The organism is Mesorhizobium sp. P2_D6 (assembly GCF_056404315.1).
Window position 1 is genome coordinate 114,744 of sequence record NZ_JBFUEG010000002.1, and the last position, 16,740, is coordinate 131,483.

Annotated in this window: 16 protein-coding genes; 5 read left to right on the forward strand and 11 right to left on the reverse strand. The window is 63.1% G+C overall.

What is annotated here, in order from left to right:
* Positions 1-358: 358 nt before the first annotated feature.
* Entirely contained in the window at positions 359-895 is a 537-nt protein-coding gene (locus tag AC1D1L_RS03660; protein WP_477339733.1) for a DUF1134 domain-containing protein, read from the forward strand.
* A gap of 155 nt (positions 896-1,050) precedes the next feature.
* Entirely contained in the window at positions 1,051-2,196 is a 1,146-nt protein-coding gene (locus AC1D1L_RS03665) for a coiled-coil domain-containing protein (protein ID WP_477338907.1), read from the forward strand.
* An 18-nt stretch (positions 2,197-2,214) separates the two neighbouring features.
* Here the strand turns inward: AC1D1L_RS03665 and AC1D1L_RS03670 are convergent, their stop codons facing one another.
* From AC1D1L_RS03670 to AC1D1L_RS03695, 6 genes are all read right to left on the reverse strand, one after another.
* Positions 2,215-3,036, reverse strand: coding sequence for a TrmH family RNA methyltransferase (locus AC1D1L_RS03670; RefSeq protein WP_477338909.1), 822 nt, complete (start codon positions 3,034-3,036; stop codon positions 2,215-2,217).
* Between the two features lie 57 nt (positions 3,037-3,093).
* A complete protein-coding gene (locus AC1D1L_RS03675) occupies positions 3,094-3,432 on the reverse strand; it encodes an ArsR/SmtB family transcription factor (protein ID WP_112561151.1) in 339 nt (112 codons plus the stop codon).
* Between the two features lie 149 nt (positions 3,433-3,581).
* Complete coding sequence (locus AC1D1L_RS03680; protein WP_477339735.1) at positions 3,582-4,352, reverse strand: HugZ family pyridoxamine 5'-phosphate oxidase; 771 nt, start codon at positions 4,350-4,352, stop codon at positions 3,582-3,584.
* 36 nt (positions 4,353-4,388) lie between these two features.
* Positions 4,389-5,561 (reverse strand): CaiB/BaiF CoA transferase family protein, encoded by a 1,173-nt coding sequence (locus AC1D1L_RS03685; protein WP_477338911.1) that lies wholly within the window; start codon positions 5,559-5,561, stop codon positions 4,389-4,391.
* 6 nt (positions 5,562-5,567) lie between these two features.
* On the reverse strand, positions 5,568-6,329 hold the full coding sequence (locus AC1D1L_RS03690; RefSeq protein WP_477338913.1) for a 3-hydroxyacyl-CoA dehydrogenase: 762 nt from the start codon (positions 6,327-6,329) through the stop codon (positions 5,568-5,570).
* 95 nt (positions 6,330-6,424) lie between these two features.
* On the reverse strand, positions 6,425-6,961 hold the full coding sequence (locus tag AC1D1L_RS03695; RefSeq protein WP_436261125.1) for a GNAT family N-acetyltransferase: 537 nt from the start codon (positions 6,959-6,961) through the stop codon (positions 6,425-6,427).
* Between the two features lie 271 nt (positions 6,962-7,232).
* Between AC1D1L_RS03695 and AC1D1L_RS03700 the strand changes: the two genes are divergently transcribed.
* Positions 7,233-8,219 (forward strand): glutathione S-transferase family protein, encoded by a 987-nt coding sequence (locus AC1D1L_RS03700; protein ID WP_477338915.1) that lies wholly within the window; start codon positions 7,233-7,235, stop codon positions 8,217-8,219.
* A gap of 90 nt (positions 8,220-8,309) precedes the next feature.
* On the opposite strand, the gene AC1D1L_RS03705 is transcribed toward AC1D1L_RS03700, so the two are convergent.
* Positions 8,310-8,810 carry an NUDIX domain-containing protein gene (locus AC1D1L_RS03705; protein WP_477338917.1) on the reverse strand — a complete coding sequence of 167 codons (501 nt, stop codon included), beginning with the start codon at positions 8,808-8,810 and terminating at the stop codon, positions 8,310-8,312.
* 71 nt (positions 8,811-8,881) lie between these two features.
* Between AC1D1L_RS03705 and AC1D1L_RS03710 the strand changes: the two genes are divergently transcribed.
* Entirely contained in the window at positions 8,882-9,817 is a 936-nt protein-coding gene (locus AC1D1L_RS03710) for a metallophosphoesterase family protein (protein WP_352588569.1), read from the forward strand.
* Here the strand turns inward: AC1D1L_RS03710 and AC1D1L_RS03715 are convergent.
* From AC1D1L_RS03715 to leuA, 4 genes are all read right to left on the reverse strand, one after another.
* A complete protein-coding gene (locus tag AC1D1L_RS03715) occupies positions 9,807-10,424 on the reverse strand; it encodes a hypothetical protein (protein ID WP_477338919.1) in 618 nt (205 codons plus the stop codon). The genes AC1D1L_RS03710 and AC1D1L_RS03715 overlap by 11 nt on opposite strands.
* Before the next feature lie 83 nt (positions 10,425-10,507).
* The gene (locus AC1D1L_RS03720) at positions 10,508-11,305 is read right to left on the reverse strand and encodes an alpha/beta fold hydrolase (RefSeq protein WP_477338921.1); all 798 of its coding nucleotides are present in this window, start codon (positions 11,303-11,305) and stop codon (positions 10,508-10,510) included.
* 106 nt (positions 11,306-11,411) lie between these two features.
* Positions 11,412-13,181 (reverse strand): tetratricopeptide repeat protein, encoded by a 1,770-nt coding sequence (locus tag AC1D1L_RS03725; protein WP_477338923.1) that lies wholly within the window; start codon positions 13,179-13,181, stop codon positions 11,412-11,414.
* 193 nt (positions 13,182-13,374) lie between these two features.
* A complete protein-coding gene (gene leuA, locus AC1D1L_RS03730) occupies positions 13,375-15,051 on the reverse strand; it encodes a 2-isopropylmalate synthase (RefSeq protein WP_477339737.1) in 1,677 nt (558 codons plus the stop codon).
* 518 nt (positions 15,052-15,569) lie between these two features.
* Here leuA and AC1D1L_RS03735 point away from each other — a divergent pair.
* Positions 15,570-16,736, forward strand: a complete 1,167-nt coding sequence (locus AC1D1L_RS03735) for an ATP-grasp domain-containing protein (protein WP_477338925.1) — start codon at positions 15,570-15,572, stop codon at positions 16,734-16,736.
* The last annotated feature ends 4 nt before the right edge of the window (positions 16,737-16,740 follow it).

Consider the following 16,740-nt stretch of genomic DNA (forward strand, 5'->3'; position numbering starts at 1 on the left):
GTGGCCACGCGAGCGACCGCCGCGCCTCACCCACCCGAATCACGCTCTTTCCCCAGCGCTTCTGAATACACAGCGCCCGAGCGTGCAGCAACAAATCCACAATTCTCGTCAGCAAAAATGGCGTGTTTGCACAGGATGGGAGCCCGCACAGACGGTCAGACAGCCTTCGAACCGCCATGTTCATGTGGAAGGTTAATGGTTGAAAAAGGATTACGGCATAGTTTGCCCGTAACAGTCATCCTTAACGGCCGCCCAAAGAGCCGGACGGGGTGCGAGGCGTCGGCGAAAGTGCTCCCTGACGGAGATTGGAAGCATGGTTTCCCGATTCTACGACCGGACCTTTGTCCGTGTCTTCTTCATGGCGATTGCCCTCCTGGGCGCGCTCGCCTTCTCAACCTCTGCGTCGCGGGCGCAGGAATACACCGCTCAGGAGATCGTCGATTCCGGCCACAAGTTCTTCGGCGCGACGTCGGGCGGTCTCGCCACCGTCGTCGAGAAGATTTTTGCCTCCTACGGCCTGCCCAATGGCTATCTGCTCGGCGAAGAGGGTTCTGGCGCGGTGATCGGCGGCCTGACCTACGGCGAAGGCACGCTCTACACCAAGAATGCCGGCGACCATAAGGTGTTCTGGCAAGGTCCGTCGCTCGGCTGGGATTTCGGTGGCGAGGGATCGCGGGTGATGATGCTCGTCTACAATCTCGACGACGTCAGCAATCTCTACAACCGGTTCGGCGGCGTTGCCGGCTCTGCCTATGTCGTGGCCGGCGTCGGCTTCAACGTGCTGCAGAACAACAGGGTGTTGCTGGTGCCGATCCGCACCGGCGTCGGCGCCCGGCTTGGCGTCAATCTCGGCTATCTGAAGTTGACGCAGAGGCCGACCTGGAATCCCTTCTGAGCGATTCCGACCACAGGTCGACCCGATCAACAGGTTCTGACCCGATCAAGCTGCGGCATACTCTTGCCGCAGCGCTGGATTTGCGTCATGCGAACATGGCAAAGTCCAGACTTGGCGGTTGTCGGCTAGCGGCCCGCCTGTAACGGGTAGTCACCTTGGTTCAATCGATCCTGTTCTTCGCCCTCGGCTTTCTGTGCGCCGGCTTTCTGGCGCTGCTGGTTGCGCCGGCCATCTGGCGGCGGGCGGTCGCGCTGACGCGCAGGCGTGTCGAGGCGTCGGTGCCGCGAACGCTGGCCGAGATCCAGGCCGACAAGGACAGCTTGCGCGCAGAGTTCGCCATGACGGCGCGCCGGCTCGAAATCAGCGTCAAGACGCTGCGTGAGCAGGCCAATGAGCAACTCGTCGAAATCAGTCGCGGGCGCGAGGCGCTGAAAGGCCTGGCGGTCGAGCGCAAGGACAAGAAGCAGGCGCTTACCGAGCTCGGAGAAAAAAACGAATTGCTCCTGCATCGCGAGCAGCAGATACAGCAGCTGACGGACAAGCTGGTGCAGGCCGAGCGCATGATGGAAAAGCGCGCGCTTGAGCTCGAAAAGCTCGAGCACATGTATGACGACGCCTCCTTCTCCTCCAGCAATCGTCAGATCGAACTGGTGGCGCGGGAATCGGAGCTGGAAAAGTTTGCCAACGACATTTCGGTGCTGCGCGGCCAGCGCAAGGAAGCCGAGAAGCACCATCAGGAAGTCGTCGCCGAGAGCAAGGCCACGCACGATTCTCTGAAAGCCGAGAAGAAGAGAACCGCCGATCTCGAGAAGAAGCTCGAGCGCCTGCTCGCCACGCTTGCCGATCGCGAGGACAAGCTCGATCGCCGCGAAAAGGAACTGGTCCGGCTTCGCGAACGGATGAAGGGCGAGGCTGCGGGAGGCGCCGTGGCTGCTGGCCTTGTTGGCGCGCAGGACAATGCCCCCGCTGGTAACGTCGACAAGGTGCTAGCCAAGCTCGAAGGCGATCGCGAGCGGCTGGAAGCCAGGCTGACGACGCTGGCCCGTGAGAACAAGCGGCTGAAGACGGAGCTTGGTGGTTCCGAGACCACGAGAAATGGCGACGACGGGCGCAGCGCCGGTGATGCGTTGCGCGAACAGATGAACACGCTCGCGGCAGAGGTCGTCAGCCTGACCGCCAAGCTTGAAGGACCCGATTCGCCGATCACCAAGGCGTTGGCTGCGCCGCAGGAAGCGCGATCGGGAACCATCAGCCTCGCCGATCGCGTGCGGGCGCTGCAAAAGGCAGATTCGGCGGGCTGAGCTTCAGGCCGCTGGCTTTCAAGAATCCTGGGCGGCTACCGACTTGGCAGTCGAAAAATGATGCAACGCGATGGCTGAGGCTGCAGCGACATTCAGGCTGTCGAACCCTTCAGACATCGCAATCCTCACCGTCCGCAGCCGGTCAAGCAGCCTCTCGGGCAGGCCTTCGCCTTCGGTGCCGAGATAGAGCGCCAGTCGTTTCGGTCTCGCGGCATTGCGAATGTCAGCCTCACCGCGCGGCGATAGAGCTATCTGGCCGAAGCCCAACTCGTCGAGCTTCGCGATGAAAGCTTCAGTGTGGCTGAAGGAGGCGAAGGGAACTTTCAGCGCTGCGCCGACGGAGACGCGGATCGCCTTGCGATACAGCGGATCGCAACAGGTGGCGTCGATAAACATGGCATCGGCGCCGAAGGCGGCAGCGTTGCGGAAGATCGATCCCATATTGTCATGGTTGGCGATGCCGATGAGCACGACGATCAGCGCGTCGGCAGGCAAGGTGTCGAGCAAGGCCTCTGCGGGCTGCGGCGCACCCTTGCTGCCGATCGCCAATATGCCGCGATGCATGTGGAAGCCGGCGATCCTGTCCATGACGTCGTTTGTCGCAACGTAAACCGGCAGGTCGGCAGGGGCCTTGCGCAGGATGTCGTCGAGCCCGGCCAGCCGGTTTTCCAGAACCAGGACCGACTCGGCGGCGAAGCGTCCGGCTGACAGCAGGACGTCCAGCACCACCTTGCCTTCGGCGACGAACCGGCCATGGCGGCCGGTGAGATCGCGTTCGCGGATGTCGAGATAGGCGGCGACCCGCGGATCGCGCGCGTCGTCGATCTGGATCGGACCCATCAATACCTCGGCCGCCGAAAAATCGTCAGCGAGGTAAGGAGCGATCGGAGCCGCAGGTCAAGTCCCGGCGCGGCGCAGACGCGTTGCCATCTGGGACAAGTCGCCGATCCCGAAAATGCCGTCCAGCATGCGCAACAGCTCGCGCACGGCGTCCGACTTGCAGGAATAGTAGATCATCTGCCGGTCCCGGCGGGTCTCGACAAGATCGAGCGCCCTGAGCTTGGCCAGATGTTGCGACAAAGCGGACTGACTGAGCATCACCTTTTCGGCGATGGCGCCGACCGACATCTCACCGTCGGCCAGATAGCTCATGATCAAAAGCCGCTTTTCGTTGCCCATAAGGGTCAGAAATGTCGCCGCCGATTCGGCATTGGCGATTAATTTGGTCGAGACCATGCCCCATGTTTCCCTGCTCATCCGAACGCTATGGGGGCAAATAGCGTTGGGTGCTATAATTCAGCTGTGGATCGCGCTGCTGATTCAGCGTCGTATGAATCGTAGATCATTTCGCCCAAATCTCAAGACATGCTTTTGATTCATGACGATTATCCTTGCGTAGCCGGCATACGTCCGGTCTTGGCCATGTCGACAAGAACTGGCCGCAGGTCGCGCGCGGTCTTCAATGGTTGCGGAAAATAGACCCTGCAAACGGCGTCGCCCGATGCCAAATCCATGCCCTCGGCATCGAAGCCGGTCATGGTCCAGCCATCACCTTCGGCCTTGGCAAAATGATGCGCATAGACAGCGATTGCGTCGAGATGGTCGGCATTCATGTGGTCGAGGGCGGACTGTTCGCTGGCGGCCAGCTCGTCGACGATCGGCCCATCGGTGATGAGATCGGCACGGCCCAGCAGATAGGCCTTGCCGAAACCGCCATTGAGGCTGGCGCGCTCCGGCTCGAGGCGGAAGATCGAGAAATCGCCGAGCCCGGAATAGAGCTTAGCCCTGGGATTGTGATTGAGATAGCGCCGCTCGGCGCGGGCATGCGCGCTCGATCCGCGCTCAAGCGGCTGGGCCTGGCAAACCAGTGTTATCCTGGGGTGCGCCAGCGGATCGCCCTTGCCGGGCTCACCGACAAGCAGCGAGCAACGCGGCTCGGCAAGCATCGCCCCGGTGTGGGCGGAGAGCGCCGAGACAAGGATCAGCGGCGTGCCATCGGTGTCGGTGGCGACACCGACCCTGGAGGCCAGCGGCGAACCGGTCGAGGGCTCGATGACCGCCAGGGCGCCGAAGCGGGCGCTGCGGATCAAGGTTGTTGCCAGCCTGACCGCCTCGGCGTCCGTCGCGCGAATGACGTCCTTCTTCGGCTCGTTCAAAATGCTCACCGGGCTAAGTTGATTTTCTTCATCCAGTTATTGGCCAATCAGACCGGATTTGACAAGCGCTGTGATCTCATCTGCCGAAAAGCCGAAGCGCGCCAGCACGATTTGCGGCCGCTGGTCGTCATCATCCGGCATGGTCGCAAGCGCCGGCTGCGAGGCGGAAAAGCGCGGCGCAGGTGCCGGGCGTTCGAACGTGCCCGTCTTCACAAATGCGTGACGAGCACGATTGTGCGGATGGTTCCTGGCCTCCGCAAGCGACAAAACCGGCGCGACGCAAGCGTCGGTGCCCTCAAACAGACCGGCCCAGTCGTCGCGCGTCTTCAGCCGGAACCGGTCGGCGAAGGTGGCGCGCATGTCCGGCCACAACGCCTTGTCGTACTGGCCGCGGACAAAATGCTCGCCGAGCGGCAGCAGCCTGGCGAATTCGGCGAAGAAGCGCGGCTCAAGGCAGCCGACCGCGACGTGGCGTCCGTCCGCCGTTTCATAGGAGTCGTAAAAGGGGGCGCCGGAATCGAGCAGGTTGGCGCCGCGCCTGTCGCTCCACAGGCCTGCCGCCATGAAGGCGTGTATCGGCGCCGTCAGCATCGAGGCGCCCTCGACCATTGCGGCGTCGACCACCTGGCCCTTGCCGGAGCGCGAACGCTCAAACAGCGCTGCAAGCACGCCGGCGATCAGCATCATGGCGCCGCCGCCATTGTCGGCGATCAGATTCAGCGGCGGCACCGGCCGGCTTTCCTCCCGGCCGATGGCATGCAGCACACCGGAATAGGCGAGGTAGGTGATATCGTGGCCAGCGCGGCCTGCGAGCGGCCCGTCCTGGCCGAAGCCGGTCATGCGGCCGTAGATCAGCGCCTTGTTGCGCGCCAATGCAGCATCCGGGCCGAGACCGAGCCGCTCCATGACGCCGGGGCGAAAGCCCTCGACCAGTAGATCGGCCCGTTCGATGAGATCCAGCACCAGCTCGATGCCTTGTGATTGCTTGAGATCGACACGCAGGATGGAACGGCCGTGACGGTCGAGATTGTACTCATCGGAGAGCGGCAGCAGGGGTTGGTCCGAACCGCTGCGCTCGATGCGCAGCACCTCGGCGCCCATCTCCGACAGCATCAGCCCGGCCAGCGGCACCGGGCCGAGCCCGGCCATCTCGATGACTTTCAGGCCGGCCAGGGGGCCGGTCTTCACTGCGGCTGCGCCGGCCGCCATGGCCGTCTATTTCGGCGCCATGCGGATCGCCCCGTCGAGGCGGATGGTCTCGCCGTTGAGCATCTGGTTTTCGACGATATGCAGGGCGAGCGCCGCATATTCGGACGGTTCGCCAAGACGTGACGGGAACGGCACGGCCGCACCAAGCGAATCCTGCACGTCCTGCGGCATGCCGGCCATCATCGGCGTCTTGAAGATGCCGGGCGCGATGGTGCAGACGCGAATGCCGGAGCGGGCGAGATCGCGGGCGACCGGCAGCGTCATGCCGACGACGCCGCCCTTGGAGGCGGCGTAGGCGGCCTGGCCGATCTGGCCGTCATAGGCGGCGACCGACGCCGTGTTGACGATGACGCCGCGCTCGCCGCCCTGCAATGGCTCGAGCTTGGCGGCGCGATCCGCGACGAGGCGGATCATGTTGAAGGTGCCGATCAAGTTGATCTCGATCACCTTGCGATATTGGTCGAGCGGGTGCGGACCATCCTTGCCGATGGTCCGCACGCCGATGGCAATGCCGGCGCAGTTCACCAGGATGCGCGCCGGCCCAAGCCTTTTTTCCACTTCGGCGACCGCGGCCGCACCGCTGTCGGCGCTGCTGACGTCACACTGGATGGCGGTGCCGCCAATGTCGCCCGCCACTTTCGCCGCCCGGTCGATGCCGATGTCGAAAATCGCGACGCGGGTGCCCTTGTCGGCCAGCGCGCGGGCGGTTGCCTCACCGAGTCCGGAGCCGCCACCGGTTACGATCGCAATCTGGCCGTTCGGGTTCATGCCGCGTCCTCCCTGCTTTTGCGGATCATGCTACGGAGGTCGCTGGCATGGTGCAACCTAACCGGTCCATCGAGACGTCTCGATCGGCCGGGCAATCAGGCCATCGCCGGCGCGGGCTCGGCAATCCTGGCGACGCTGGCATGGCAGACTTCGCCGGAAAGACGCGCCACGGCGCCAGGCACGATCTCGTGCGACAGCAGCCGGTCGAGGTCGACCGGGCGTGGCATGGAGATCTGGCCGCGCGGGATCTTCCTGAAGCCGAGCGGGCCGTAATAGGGCTCGTCGCCGACAAGGATCACCGCCGGCGCGCCAGCCTTGGCAGCCGCTTCCAGCGCGATCGCCACCAGCCGGCGGCCGATGCCGAGATTCTTGAACGCAGGGCGCACGGCAAGCGGCCCGAGCATCAGCGCGCGGCCGGCGCCGGCCGCAATGCGGGTCATGCGCACCGAAGCAACGACGAGGTCACCGTCCACGGCGACGAAGGACAGCGAGCGCTCGTGGCCGCCGGCCTCGCGGATCTTGTAGGCGGCCAACACGAAGCGGCCGGGGCCGAAGGCTTCGTCGTTGATGGCTTCGATTTCGGGGTCATGCGCCGGAGTTTCCGGCAGGTATTTCACGTCGGCAAGGCTCATGGTCTTCGCGGTCCGATATACGAGGAAGGTTGCTGCAAGCGGCAGCGTTCGCCAGTCAGCGCTTTCTAAGCGCGGGCGCCCTTTCGTCGTCGGTCAAACCGGATCGAGGCAAAGTCGAACATGCGGAGTGTCCGCTAGCATCATTTTTCGGCCGCTGCAATCGGTCGCTTTTATCAGGCATTTCGGACGAGTGACGCTCTGTTCAGCAGATGACGACTTCGACATTGCCGCTTTGCGCCTACATTGGCCAAGGCAGGCAAGGAGATTTCGCATGGGTTTGCTGGTCGAAGGCAAATGGCAGGACCACCCGGCCAAGGTCGATAGCGGCGGCAGGTTCATCCGCGCCGAGGCGCAGTGGCGTGACTGGATCACGCGTGATGGCTCGCCGGCTAAAGGCCGTACGCGCGGCTTCAAGGCCGAACCGGGCCGTTACCATCTTTACGTCTCGCTCGCCTGTCCGTGGGCGCACCGCACGCTGATTTTTCGCGCGCTGAAGAAGCTCGAAGGGATCATCTCGGTTTCGGTCGTGCATCATTTCCTCGGTGCCGACGGCTGGACTTTTCTGGCCGAGGATGGGGCCACCGGCGACACGGTTTACGGTCTCGATTTCCTGCGTCAGATCTACACCAAAGCCGATCCCACCTATTCGGGCCGGGTGTCGGTGCCGGTGCTGTGGGACAAAAAGGAACAGACCATCGTCTCCAACGAATCCGCCGAGATCATCCGCATGCTCAATTCCGCCTTCGACGCATGGGGCGATGCCAGCGTCGATTTCTATCCGCCGGCGCTGCGCGGTGAGATCGACAAGGTCAATGCGCTGGTCTATCCGGCCATCAACAACGGCGTCTACCGGGCCGGCTTTGCCACCACACAAGCAGCCTATGAAGAAGCCTTTGCAGAGTTGTTCTCGGCACTCGACACGCTGGAGGAGAGGCTGTCAAAACAGCGCTATCTCACCGGCGAGCGCATCACCGAGGCGGATTGGCGGCTGTTCACGACGCTGGTGCGTTTCGACCCGGTCTATGTCGGCCATTTCAAATGCAATCTGCGCCGCATCGCCGACTATCCGAACCTGTCGAACTATCTGCGCGATCTCTACCAGGTGCCCGGCGTCGCCGGCACGGTGAACCTGCACCACATCAAGACGCATTATTACGGCAGCCACGAGAGCATCAACCCGACGCGCATCGTGCCGGTCGGCCCGGAGCTTGACTACGCCGCGCCGCATGACCGGGCGCGGTTCAGGAAGGCGGCGTGACGCCAAATCCAATCGAGCGCATAGCGCACTACGTTGCGATTTCAGCAGCGAGAGTTATCGCAGCAGCTAATGCAGTCGGAGAACTCTGGCCTACCAGTGCGGCGATGCCGGCTCCCCACCAAAAACCTCAGCGATCCGCCGCAACGTCGCCGGCGTCGTGCCTTCGGGCAGGCGATCAAGCGGGAAGAAGCCGGCTTCGGCGATCTCGTGGTCCGGCAGTTTCGGCGCCGTCTGGCTGAAGCTCTCGATCAGGTAGAAGGCGACATGGTCGCGGCGGCTGGAGCGGCGGTTGAAATGCATTGATTTCAGCACCGGCGGGGCGGTGAGCGCGATGTTGCCTTCCTCGGCCAATTCCCGCGTCAGCGCTTCGCCAAGCGTTTCGCCCAGCTCGACGCCACCGCCCGGCAATTGCCAGCCGGGAACGTAAGTGTGGCGGATGAGGAAGACGGAGTTCGACGCGCGATCGTGGATCAGGCCGCGCACACCAAGCGTCATTGGCCGCCGCAGCAGGAAATAGAGATGGAACAACCTTGCCCTGAGGCCGGCCCAACTGGTCTGGCGAAACGCCTGCTCCGGATCCGATATCGCCATCGCTAGCGAAACCGTAAGCAGACAGGAAACAGTGAGTGGAAAGCGGGGGGCGCGTCGCCTATGAAGGAAGGATGTTCAGGCTCGCGCATATTTCCGATGTCCATCTGGGGCCGCTTCCCGGTGTAACCTATCGCGAACTCGCGTCCAAGCGCGTGGTCGGCTATGTCAACTGGCAGCGCAACCGCCGCCGCCATATGCACGATGCCGTCATCGACACCATCGTCGCCGACATGAAGGCGAGCGGTCCCGACCACCTCGCCGTCACTGGCGATCTGGTCAATCTGGCGCTGGATGGCGAGATCGAAATGGCAAAGCACTGGCTGGAGACGCTAGGCCCTCCGGAGGATGTCTCGGTAGTGCCGGGCAATCACGACGCCTATGTGCCGGGCGCCTTCGACAAGGTCTGCCGCTCCTGGGCGGCGTGGATGAGCGGCGACGGCGTCACCACACCAATCGACCGCAACACTTTTCCCTATCTGCGCGTGCGCGGCAACGTCGCGCTGATCGGCGTCTCGACGGCGCGCGCCACGGCGCCGTTCATGGCCAACGGCTTCTTCCTCGAAGGTCAGGCGCAAAGGTTGGCCTCGATGCTCGACGCCACTGCCAAACGCGGCCTGTTGCGGGTGATCATGATCCATCATCCGCCGGTGCGCGGCGCCGTCACCCAGCAAAAGCGCCTGTTTGGCATATCCCGTTTCCACAAGACCGTTCACCGGCACGGCGCCGAGCTTGTGCTGCACGGCCATTCGCACCTGCCGTCGCTGTTCTTCATTGGCGGACGCGGCACCAGGATTCCGGTTGTCGGCGTCGCCGCTGCCGGGCAGTCGCCCGGCGGCAAGAACCCGGCGGCACAGTACAATCTGCTCGACATCGACGGCGAAAAGGGCAACTGGCGGATCCGGCTGACGCGTCGCGGCCTGACCGGGCCGGCCATACCGCCATCCGACCTCCAGGTGATGGAACTTGGCGTGGATGCCGAGGCATCTAAACCACTGGTCAGAAGCTGATCTTCATCGCCAGGATGCGATCCCAAAACAGCACCGCCGACACAGCCAGCCCCACCAGCGCGCCGGCGGCGATCAGGCCGAGGCCGGACAGGAAGGTCGACCAGCGCCTGCCGGGCGCGGTTGCTTGCAAGGGTGGTTCGGCCTCCCGCACGGTGGCGCGGTTCAGGCCGGCCACGGCGGGCTCGACGCCACCCTCCATCATGCGCTGGCGCTCGACGATGCGCTCCGCCACATAGCGCGTGACCTGATCGGCAACCGGTTTCATGTCGGTCGATTCGGCAAGTACCACGCGGCCGATGCGGGTATCCCTGAGGAAACGGTAGGTGCGGCGGTCGCGTCCCATGGCGACATGGCTGACGGCGTCGATCCACAGCCGCGGCTGCAGGCCCGACGAGATGACGAAGTCGAAATTGTCCATGTCGGCGGGCACGTCGGCAAAGACCGGGGCGAGTTCGGCGGCAAGAAGATCAAGCCGCATCCGGTGAGCCTCGCGCATGTCGACCACGACATCGTCGCGATCGGCGAAGGCGTTCTTCACGTCGCGAACGGCATCGGACAGTTTGCGCGACGGGGTTAAAGAGGTGAATTGCTCGTCTGAGTCCTTCATCATCCCTCGCTAATATATGGTTAATAGCGAGTTAACACAGCCATTTGCAAAATGCACTGGCGAGATGCCGGAAGACGGTGAGTTCAGCTCGCTGCGGCGTCGAATGTCGGACGCCTGCCGCGCCGGTCCATGTTCCGGCGCACGGCCTGGGCGACCACGCCTGGCGCCTCCTCGACCAGCATATGGCCGGCATCGAGGACGTGATGGATGTGAAAATGCGTCGGCAGGCCGTCAGCCTGGGTATAGGGCAGGACCGGATCGTCCGTTCCCCAAACCACCATCACCGGCATGTCGAGCGTGTCCAGCTGTTCGCGGGGAATGACGCCCTGCCGCTCATCCCTGGTCATGACGGTTGCGATCTCGATCAGCTTGCGCAACTGGCCGGGGCGACGGCGTACTTCCGCCAGCACGCCAACGATGCGTTCGGGCGGCGGGCTTTGCGGTCCCGACATGGCGGCAAGGCTGGTGCGGATTTCGCGTCTGTCGGCCGCCGCGGCGTAGCGACGCAACAGCGGCCCATTGATCTCCGGGCCAAAACCGCCCGGCGCCAGAAGCGTCAGCGAGGCTATTGTTTCGGGTTCGGCCAATGCCATCGGGGTGGCTACCGCACCGCCCATCGAATGACCGGCGACATGCACCCGTGCTATGCCGCGTGCGGCGAGATCCGCGAGAACTGCTCGCGCCGCTGTCCTGGCCGGACCGCTGCCGGGGAAATCGAGCGACAGTCCGTGTCCCGGAAGATCGTAGGCCAGTGTTCTGATCCCGGGCGCCAGCGTCGCGGTCACCTCGCGCCAGATGTCATGGCAACCGCCGAAGCCATGCAGCAGGACGACCGTCTTCGGCCCGGCGCCCCGCTCGGCAACATAGAGGGATGAGACCATGAAAAATGTATGATTATTGCAAGATAGGACAGGAAATTTCGAGTTGGGCTGGATTGCTCCCAGTCCAGACCGATGGCCAGTAAAATTTTCGCGATCCGGAAAGATACTAGCTGGCGTTACCGAGGCCCGCGGCGCGCAACGCCTCGACCAGCCGCTCGGTCAGATCGGCGGGATATTTCCGCTCGGCGAAGGCCGCACGCGGGTCAGCGGCGAATCTCGGGAATTTGGTGGTCAGCTCATCCAGAAGCTTGGCCGCCAGCTGCTCGCGGCCGGCAGCCTTGGCGCCGATCAGCCGCGCCGCCAGATAATGCGATTTCATCGCCGTCGTGCGCAGCGACTCGCTGGCGATCGCGGCCTTGTTCATATCGCCCAGCATGAACTGCCCGGCGAAGAGCCCGTAATCCCACCAAGTCGGGTGGCCGCTGAACGTCTCGACGGCACGGGTCAGGATCGGTGTTCCCTCGGCATATTTGCCGGCGAAGATCAGGCCATAGCCGTAGGCGGCAGCCATGCTGAGGTCGTAGGGGTTGAGCTGATAAGCCTTGCGCATCCAGCGGATCGCCTCCTCGGGGTTGCCGAGGCGTGAGTAAAGGTAGCCGTAGGCTCGATGCGCATAGGGGCTGGTCGGCCCCATCTGAATGGCGCGATGGGCAAAAGACATCGCTTGTTCGACCGTCGCGTCGGGCGGATAGGCGTAGTGATCGGTCGCGGCCTCGAGATGGAGCGATGCCAGTTCCGAATAAACGAGCGACGATTTTGCGCCTTGGCTGGCAAGGTTTTCCAGACAACGATAGGCGGCCTCGTGGGTCTTGGTGCTCTGGTCGAGATAATATCTGTCGTTGAGGATCAGGCACCTCGTCAGCCCGGTCTGAATGCCGTTCTGTTCGATGTAGCTGTAGAGCGGGCCGGCGGCGGGAATGGTCGAGCTGAGGATGGCGGCGATACGATCCTCGACGGTACCAGGCGCACTGTCGGCGACCGTCAGATTGCGGGACAAAAGCACGCGGCCGGTCGCCACACTCTGCAGCTCGAGCGTCACGTCACCTGCCATTGGTCCCGGCAGGACATCGAAAACGAAGCTGGTCGGGTCGGTGCTCGGGTCGCGCTTGCTGTCGGCGTCACGGCCGATGAAGTCGATTGTGTCGAAACCGGCAAGACCGGCGCGCAGCGAGGCGGAGACGCGGCCTGCCTCGGGGCCGGTGGCCTTCACGGCGATGTAGACGAGGGGCAGAGCCTCCATCGTCGGCGATGCGATGCTGCTCGTTACGCCTGTGGTCTCGACCACCGCCCCCGGATCGCTGCTGGCAAGCAGTGCGCCGCTGCCCTGGCGCAGGATGAGCACGCCCAGCATGAGGATGACCAGCGTCAAGGCGATCCAGAAGAACTGGAGATGGCGGGCCAGCGAAGGCCCAGGTTCTGTAATCGCCGAAGCTGTCGTGGGGAGCGCGGCAGGAGCCGCCTGGTCAGGCGATCCCGGCAGGGCGGCTACCGCCTGCGCCAGCGCCACCGGCTCCTGCCCAACCGGCAGGCGAATGGCGTTGAGTTCATATGACGGCACATAGCCGCCGCGCGGAATGGCGATGCGGACCGGTTCGGCTACGCCCTCATTGGCGAAATAATGCTGGAGAAGTTCGCGCAGCCGGCCGGCCTGCACCCGGACCACGGCGTCGGTCGACGAATCGAAATCGCCGTCCTTGCCGAAGACGTCCATGGCGATGGAAAAACCCTTGAGCCTGTCGGCTTCGCCGGCCTGCTCGCGCTCAACAAGATAGCGCAGCAACTTGCGTGCGCGCTCGGAACGTCCGAACGTTTCGCTGGCGAGTAGTCGTTCCAGTGTCTCGCGCACTGCGGGGGCGGCAGGCGTGGCATGCTGCAAGTGTCGATCCTCTCGAAGTCGGCACAGGTTGAGGCGCAATCATATAGCGCCTGCACTTCCATACAAGCTTGCTTATGTTATGCGATCGCGTACCGCACCAGATAATTACCGATGGTTAACACGAAAAAATCGGAATTTACCCTGGCAAATGGGGGATTACCGGGCGCCGCTGACATCGGCGCCCGGGAGAATATCAGCTGACCTTGCGGCTGATGATGCGGTTGGCGGCCGAAACCACGGCTTCCAGCGAGGCGGCAACGATGTTGGTGTTGATGCCGGCGCCGAACAGCTTGCCGCCGGGATATTCCATCTCGACATAGGAGATCGCCGAGGCGTTCGAGCCGCGCTGGAGCGAATGCTCGGAATAATCGAGCACCGACATGTCGACGCCGACATGGCGCGACAGCGCATCGACGAAGCCGTCGATCGGACCGGTGCCGGAGCCGGTGATGGTCGTCTCCTTGCCGTTGTCGAGGATCACCGCCTCGACCACCCGCCGGCCCTTTTTCTCGGTGTAGGGATAGGTGTGATGGTCGAGGAATTTGAGCCGCGCGACGGGCTGGTCGATATAGGTCTCGAGGAAGCGGTCATGAATGCGCTTGGCCGGCACCTCCTTGCCTTCCGCGTCGGTGATCGCCTGGATTTCCTGGCTGAACTCGATCTGCAGATTGCGCGGCAGGTTGAGGCCGTAATCGGCCTGCAGCACGTAGGCGATGCCGCCTTTGCCGGACTGCGAGTTGATGCGGATGATAGCCTCGTAGCTGCGCCCGACATCGGCCGGATCGATCGGCAGATAGGGCACTTCCCATACCGGCGTATTGGCCTTCTTCAGCGCCTTCATACCCTTGTTGATGGCGTCCTGGTGCGAGCCGGAAAAGGCGGTGTAGACGAGTTCGCCGACGTAAGGGTGGCGCTCGGGGATCTTCAGCTGGTTGGAATATTCGTAGACGTCCTTCATCCGGTTGATGTCGGAGCAATCCAGATGGGGATCGACGCCTTGGGTGTACATGTTGAGCGCCAGGGTGACGATGTCGACATTGCCGGTGCGTTCGCCATTGCCGAACAGCGTGCCTTCGACGCGGTCGGCACCCGCCATCAGGCCGAGCTCAGTGGTGGCGATGCCGGTGCCGCGGTCGTTGTGGGGATGCAGCGAGATCAACAGGTTCTCGCGGTTGTCGAGGTTGCGGCACATCCATTCGATGCGGTCGGCATAGATGTTGGGCGTCGACATTTCGACCGTCGACGGAAGGTTGATGATCAGCTTGTTGTCGGGCGTCGGCCTCACGATCTCGGTGACTGCGTTGCAGATCTCCAGCGCGACTTCGAGTTCGGTGCCGGTAAAGCTCTCCGGCGAATATTCGAAGCGGTAACCGCCGCCGGCCTTCGCCGCCATGTCGGTGATCATCTTGGCCGCATCGGTGGCGATGCGCTTGATGCCGCCGACGTCTTTCTCGAAGACGACGCGGCGCTGCAACTCGCTGGTCGAATTGTAGAAATGCACGATCGGGTTGGTGGCGCCCTTCAGCGCCTCGAAGGTGCGGGTGATGAGTTCGGGCCGGCACTGTACCAGCACCTGCAGCGAGACATCGGCCGGCACATTGCCTTGCTCAATGCACCAGCGGGCGAAATCGAAGTCGGTCTGCGAGGCCGAGGGGAAACCGATCTCGATCTCCTTGAAGCCCATGTCGAGCAGCAGGCCGAACATGCGCGCCTTGCGCTCATGGCCCATCGGGTCGATAAGCGCCTGGTTGCCGTCGCGCAAATCAACCGAGCACCAGACCGGCGCCTTGTCGATGACCTTGTTGGGCCAGGTGCGGTCGGTGAGGCCGACTGTCGGATAGGGCTGGTATTTGCGGGCGGCGCCCGGCATGTGGCCGGCCGCGCTTTTTACGCTTTCGGCTTCGCCGGATCGTATCTCTTCTCGTGCGTTCATCGTCTTGTTCTCCCGGCGGCTCACGGATCGGTCTTCGGACGGATTGAGAGCGAGCTGCGCCTTACCAGATTTTCGTTCGCTTGATGTGAATTGCCAATTTTGAAACTGGCCAAGGAGCGTGCGCGTAAGCGGCGGTTCGACCGCCGGGCGCTCCTTCAGCGAACCCGGCGATCGCCGATAAGGCCGAGAAGAAGCAGGGTCGATGCCAGCGCGCGAACGGTCTCGCCGGTAAAGCCGGTCGGACGGGAAGCGACGGAGGAGGCGCGCGTGTTCATGGCGGTTTTCATACAGGAGCGGCCATGGAGAGGCAAGTAGGCGCATTTGCGCCCATTCCAGGCCTCTTCCCCGCGCGCGGCAAATACGCCAGACTTGGTGTTGTTTCTGTGCGTGTCGTCGTTGCTTCGCAGTCCGGGCGACATGCTTGGACGAGGTCGCGATGCCGGGGGAGGTCGCCCATGAATTTTGTATTCTTCTCGCCGCATTTTCCCACCAACGGCGCCGATTTCTGCGACCGGCTGAAGAAGGCCGGCGCCACGGTGCTGGGCGTCGGCGATGCGCCTTTCGATGCGCTGGACGGCAAGCTGAAGGCGGCACTTTCGGAATATTACCGCATTGCCGACATGGAGGACTACGATCCGGTGTTCCGGGCGATGGGCCATTTCATCCACAAGTGGGGCCGCATCGACCGCTTCGAGTCGCTCAACGAGCACTGGCTGGAGCTCGAGGCCAACATCCGCACTGACTTCAACATCTACGGCACCAAGCTCGATTTCGTGAAGAATCTGAAGCGCAAGAGCCGCATGCGCGCCTTCTTCCGCAAGAGCGGCGTCGATACCATTGCGCAGCGCAAATGCTCCGACCGGGCAGGCGCCATGACCTTCATCCGTCGCGTCGGCTATCCCGTGGTGGTGAAGCCCGATTCCGGTTCCGGCGCCTCGAACACCTTCAAGATTTCCAACGCCAAAGAACTCGACCAGTTTTTCCGGGACAAGCCCGAGGACGTGACCTTCGTCATGGAACAGTTCATCGAGGGCCTGGTGGTCACCTTCGACGGGCTGGTCAACCGCGACGGTGAGGTGGTGCTTGCCGCCAGCCACCGCTACGACCAGAGCGTCATGGAAGTGGTCAACAAGGATCGCCACATGAGCTACACCTGTTTTCCCAAAATCAGCCCCGCGGTCGAGGAGGCAGGCAGGAAAATCCTGAAAGCGTTCGACGTGCGCGAGCGCTTCTTCCACATCGAGCTGTTCGAAACCAAGGACGACCGTGTCATCGCGCTCGAGGTCAATATGCGGCCGCCCGGCGCCTGGATGACCGATGCGATCAACTACACTTTCGACATCGACGTCTATGCGGCGTGGGCCGACATGGTGGTCAAGGATGCCGCCAGCGGACCCTATGAGGGCAAGTATTTCACCGCCTATGCCAGCCGCAAGCAGCACCTCCATTATTTGCACAGCCATGAGGACGTGCTAGCCGCGCATCGCGACAAGATCGTCCACCATCAGCCGATAGAAAAGGTTTTCAGCCGCGCCATGGGAAATTACGCCTACCAGATGCGCTCGAAGGACGAGAGAGCGCTGCGCGAAGCCGTCGCCTATATCCACGCGGAAAAGGCTTAAACGC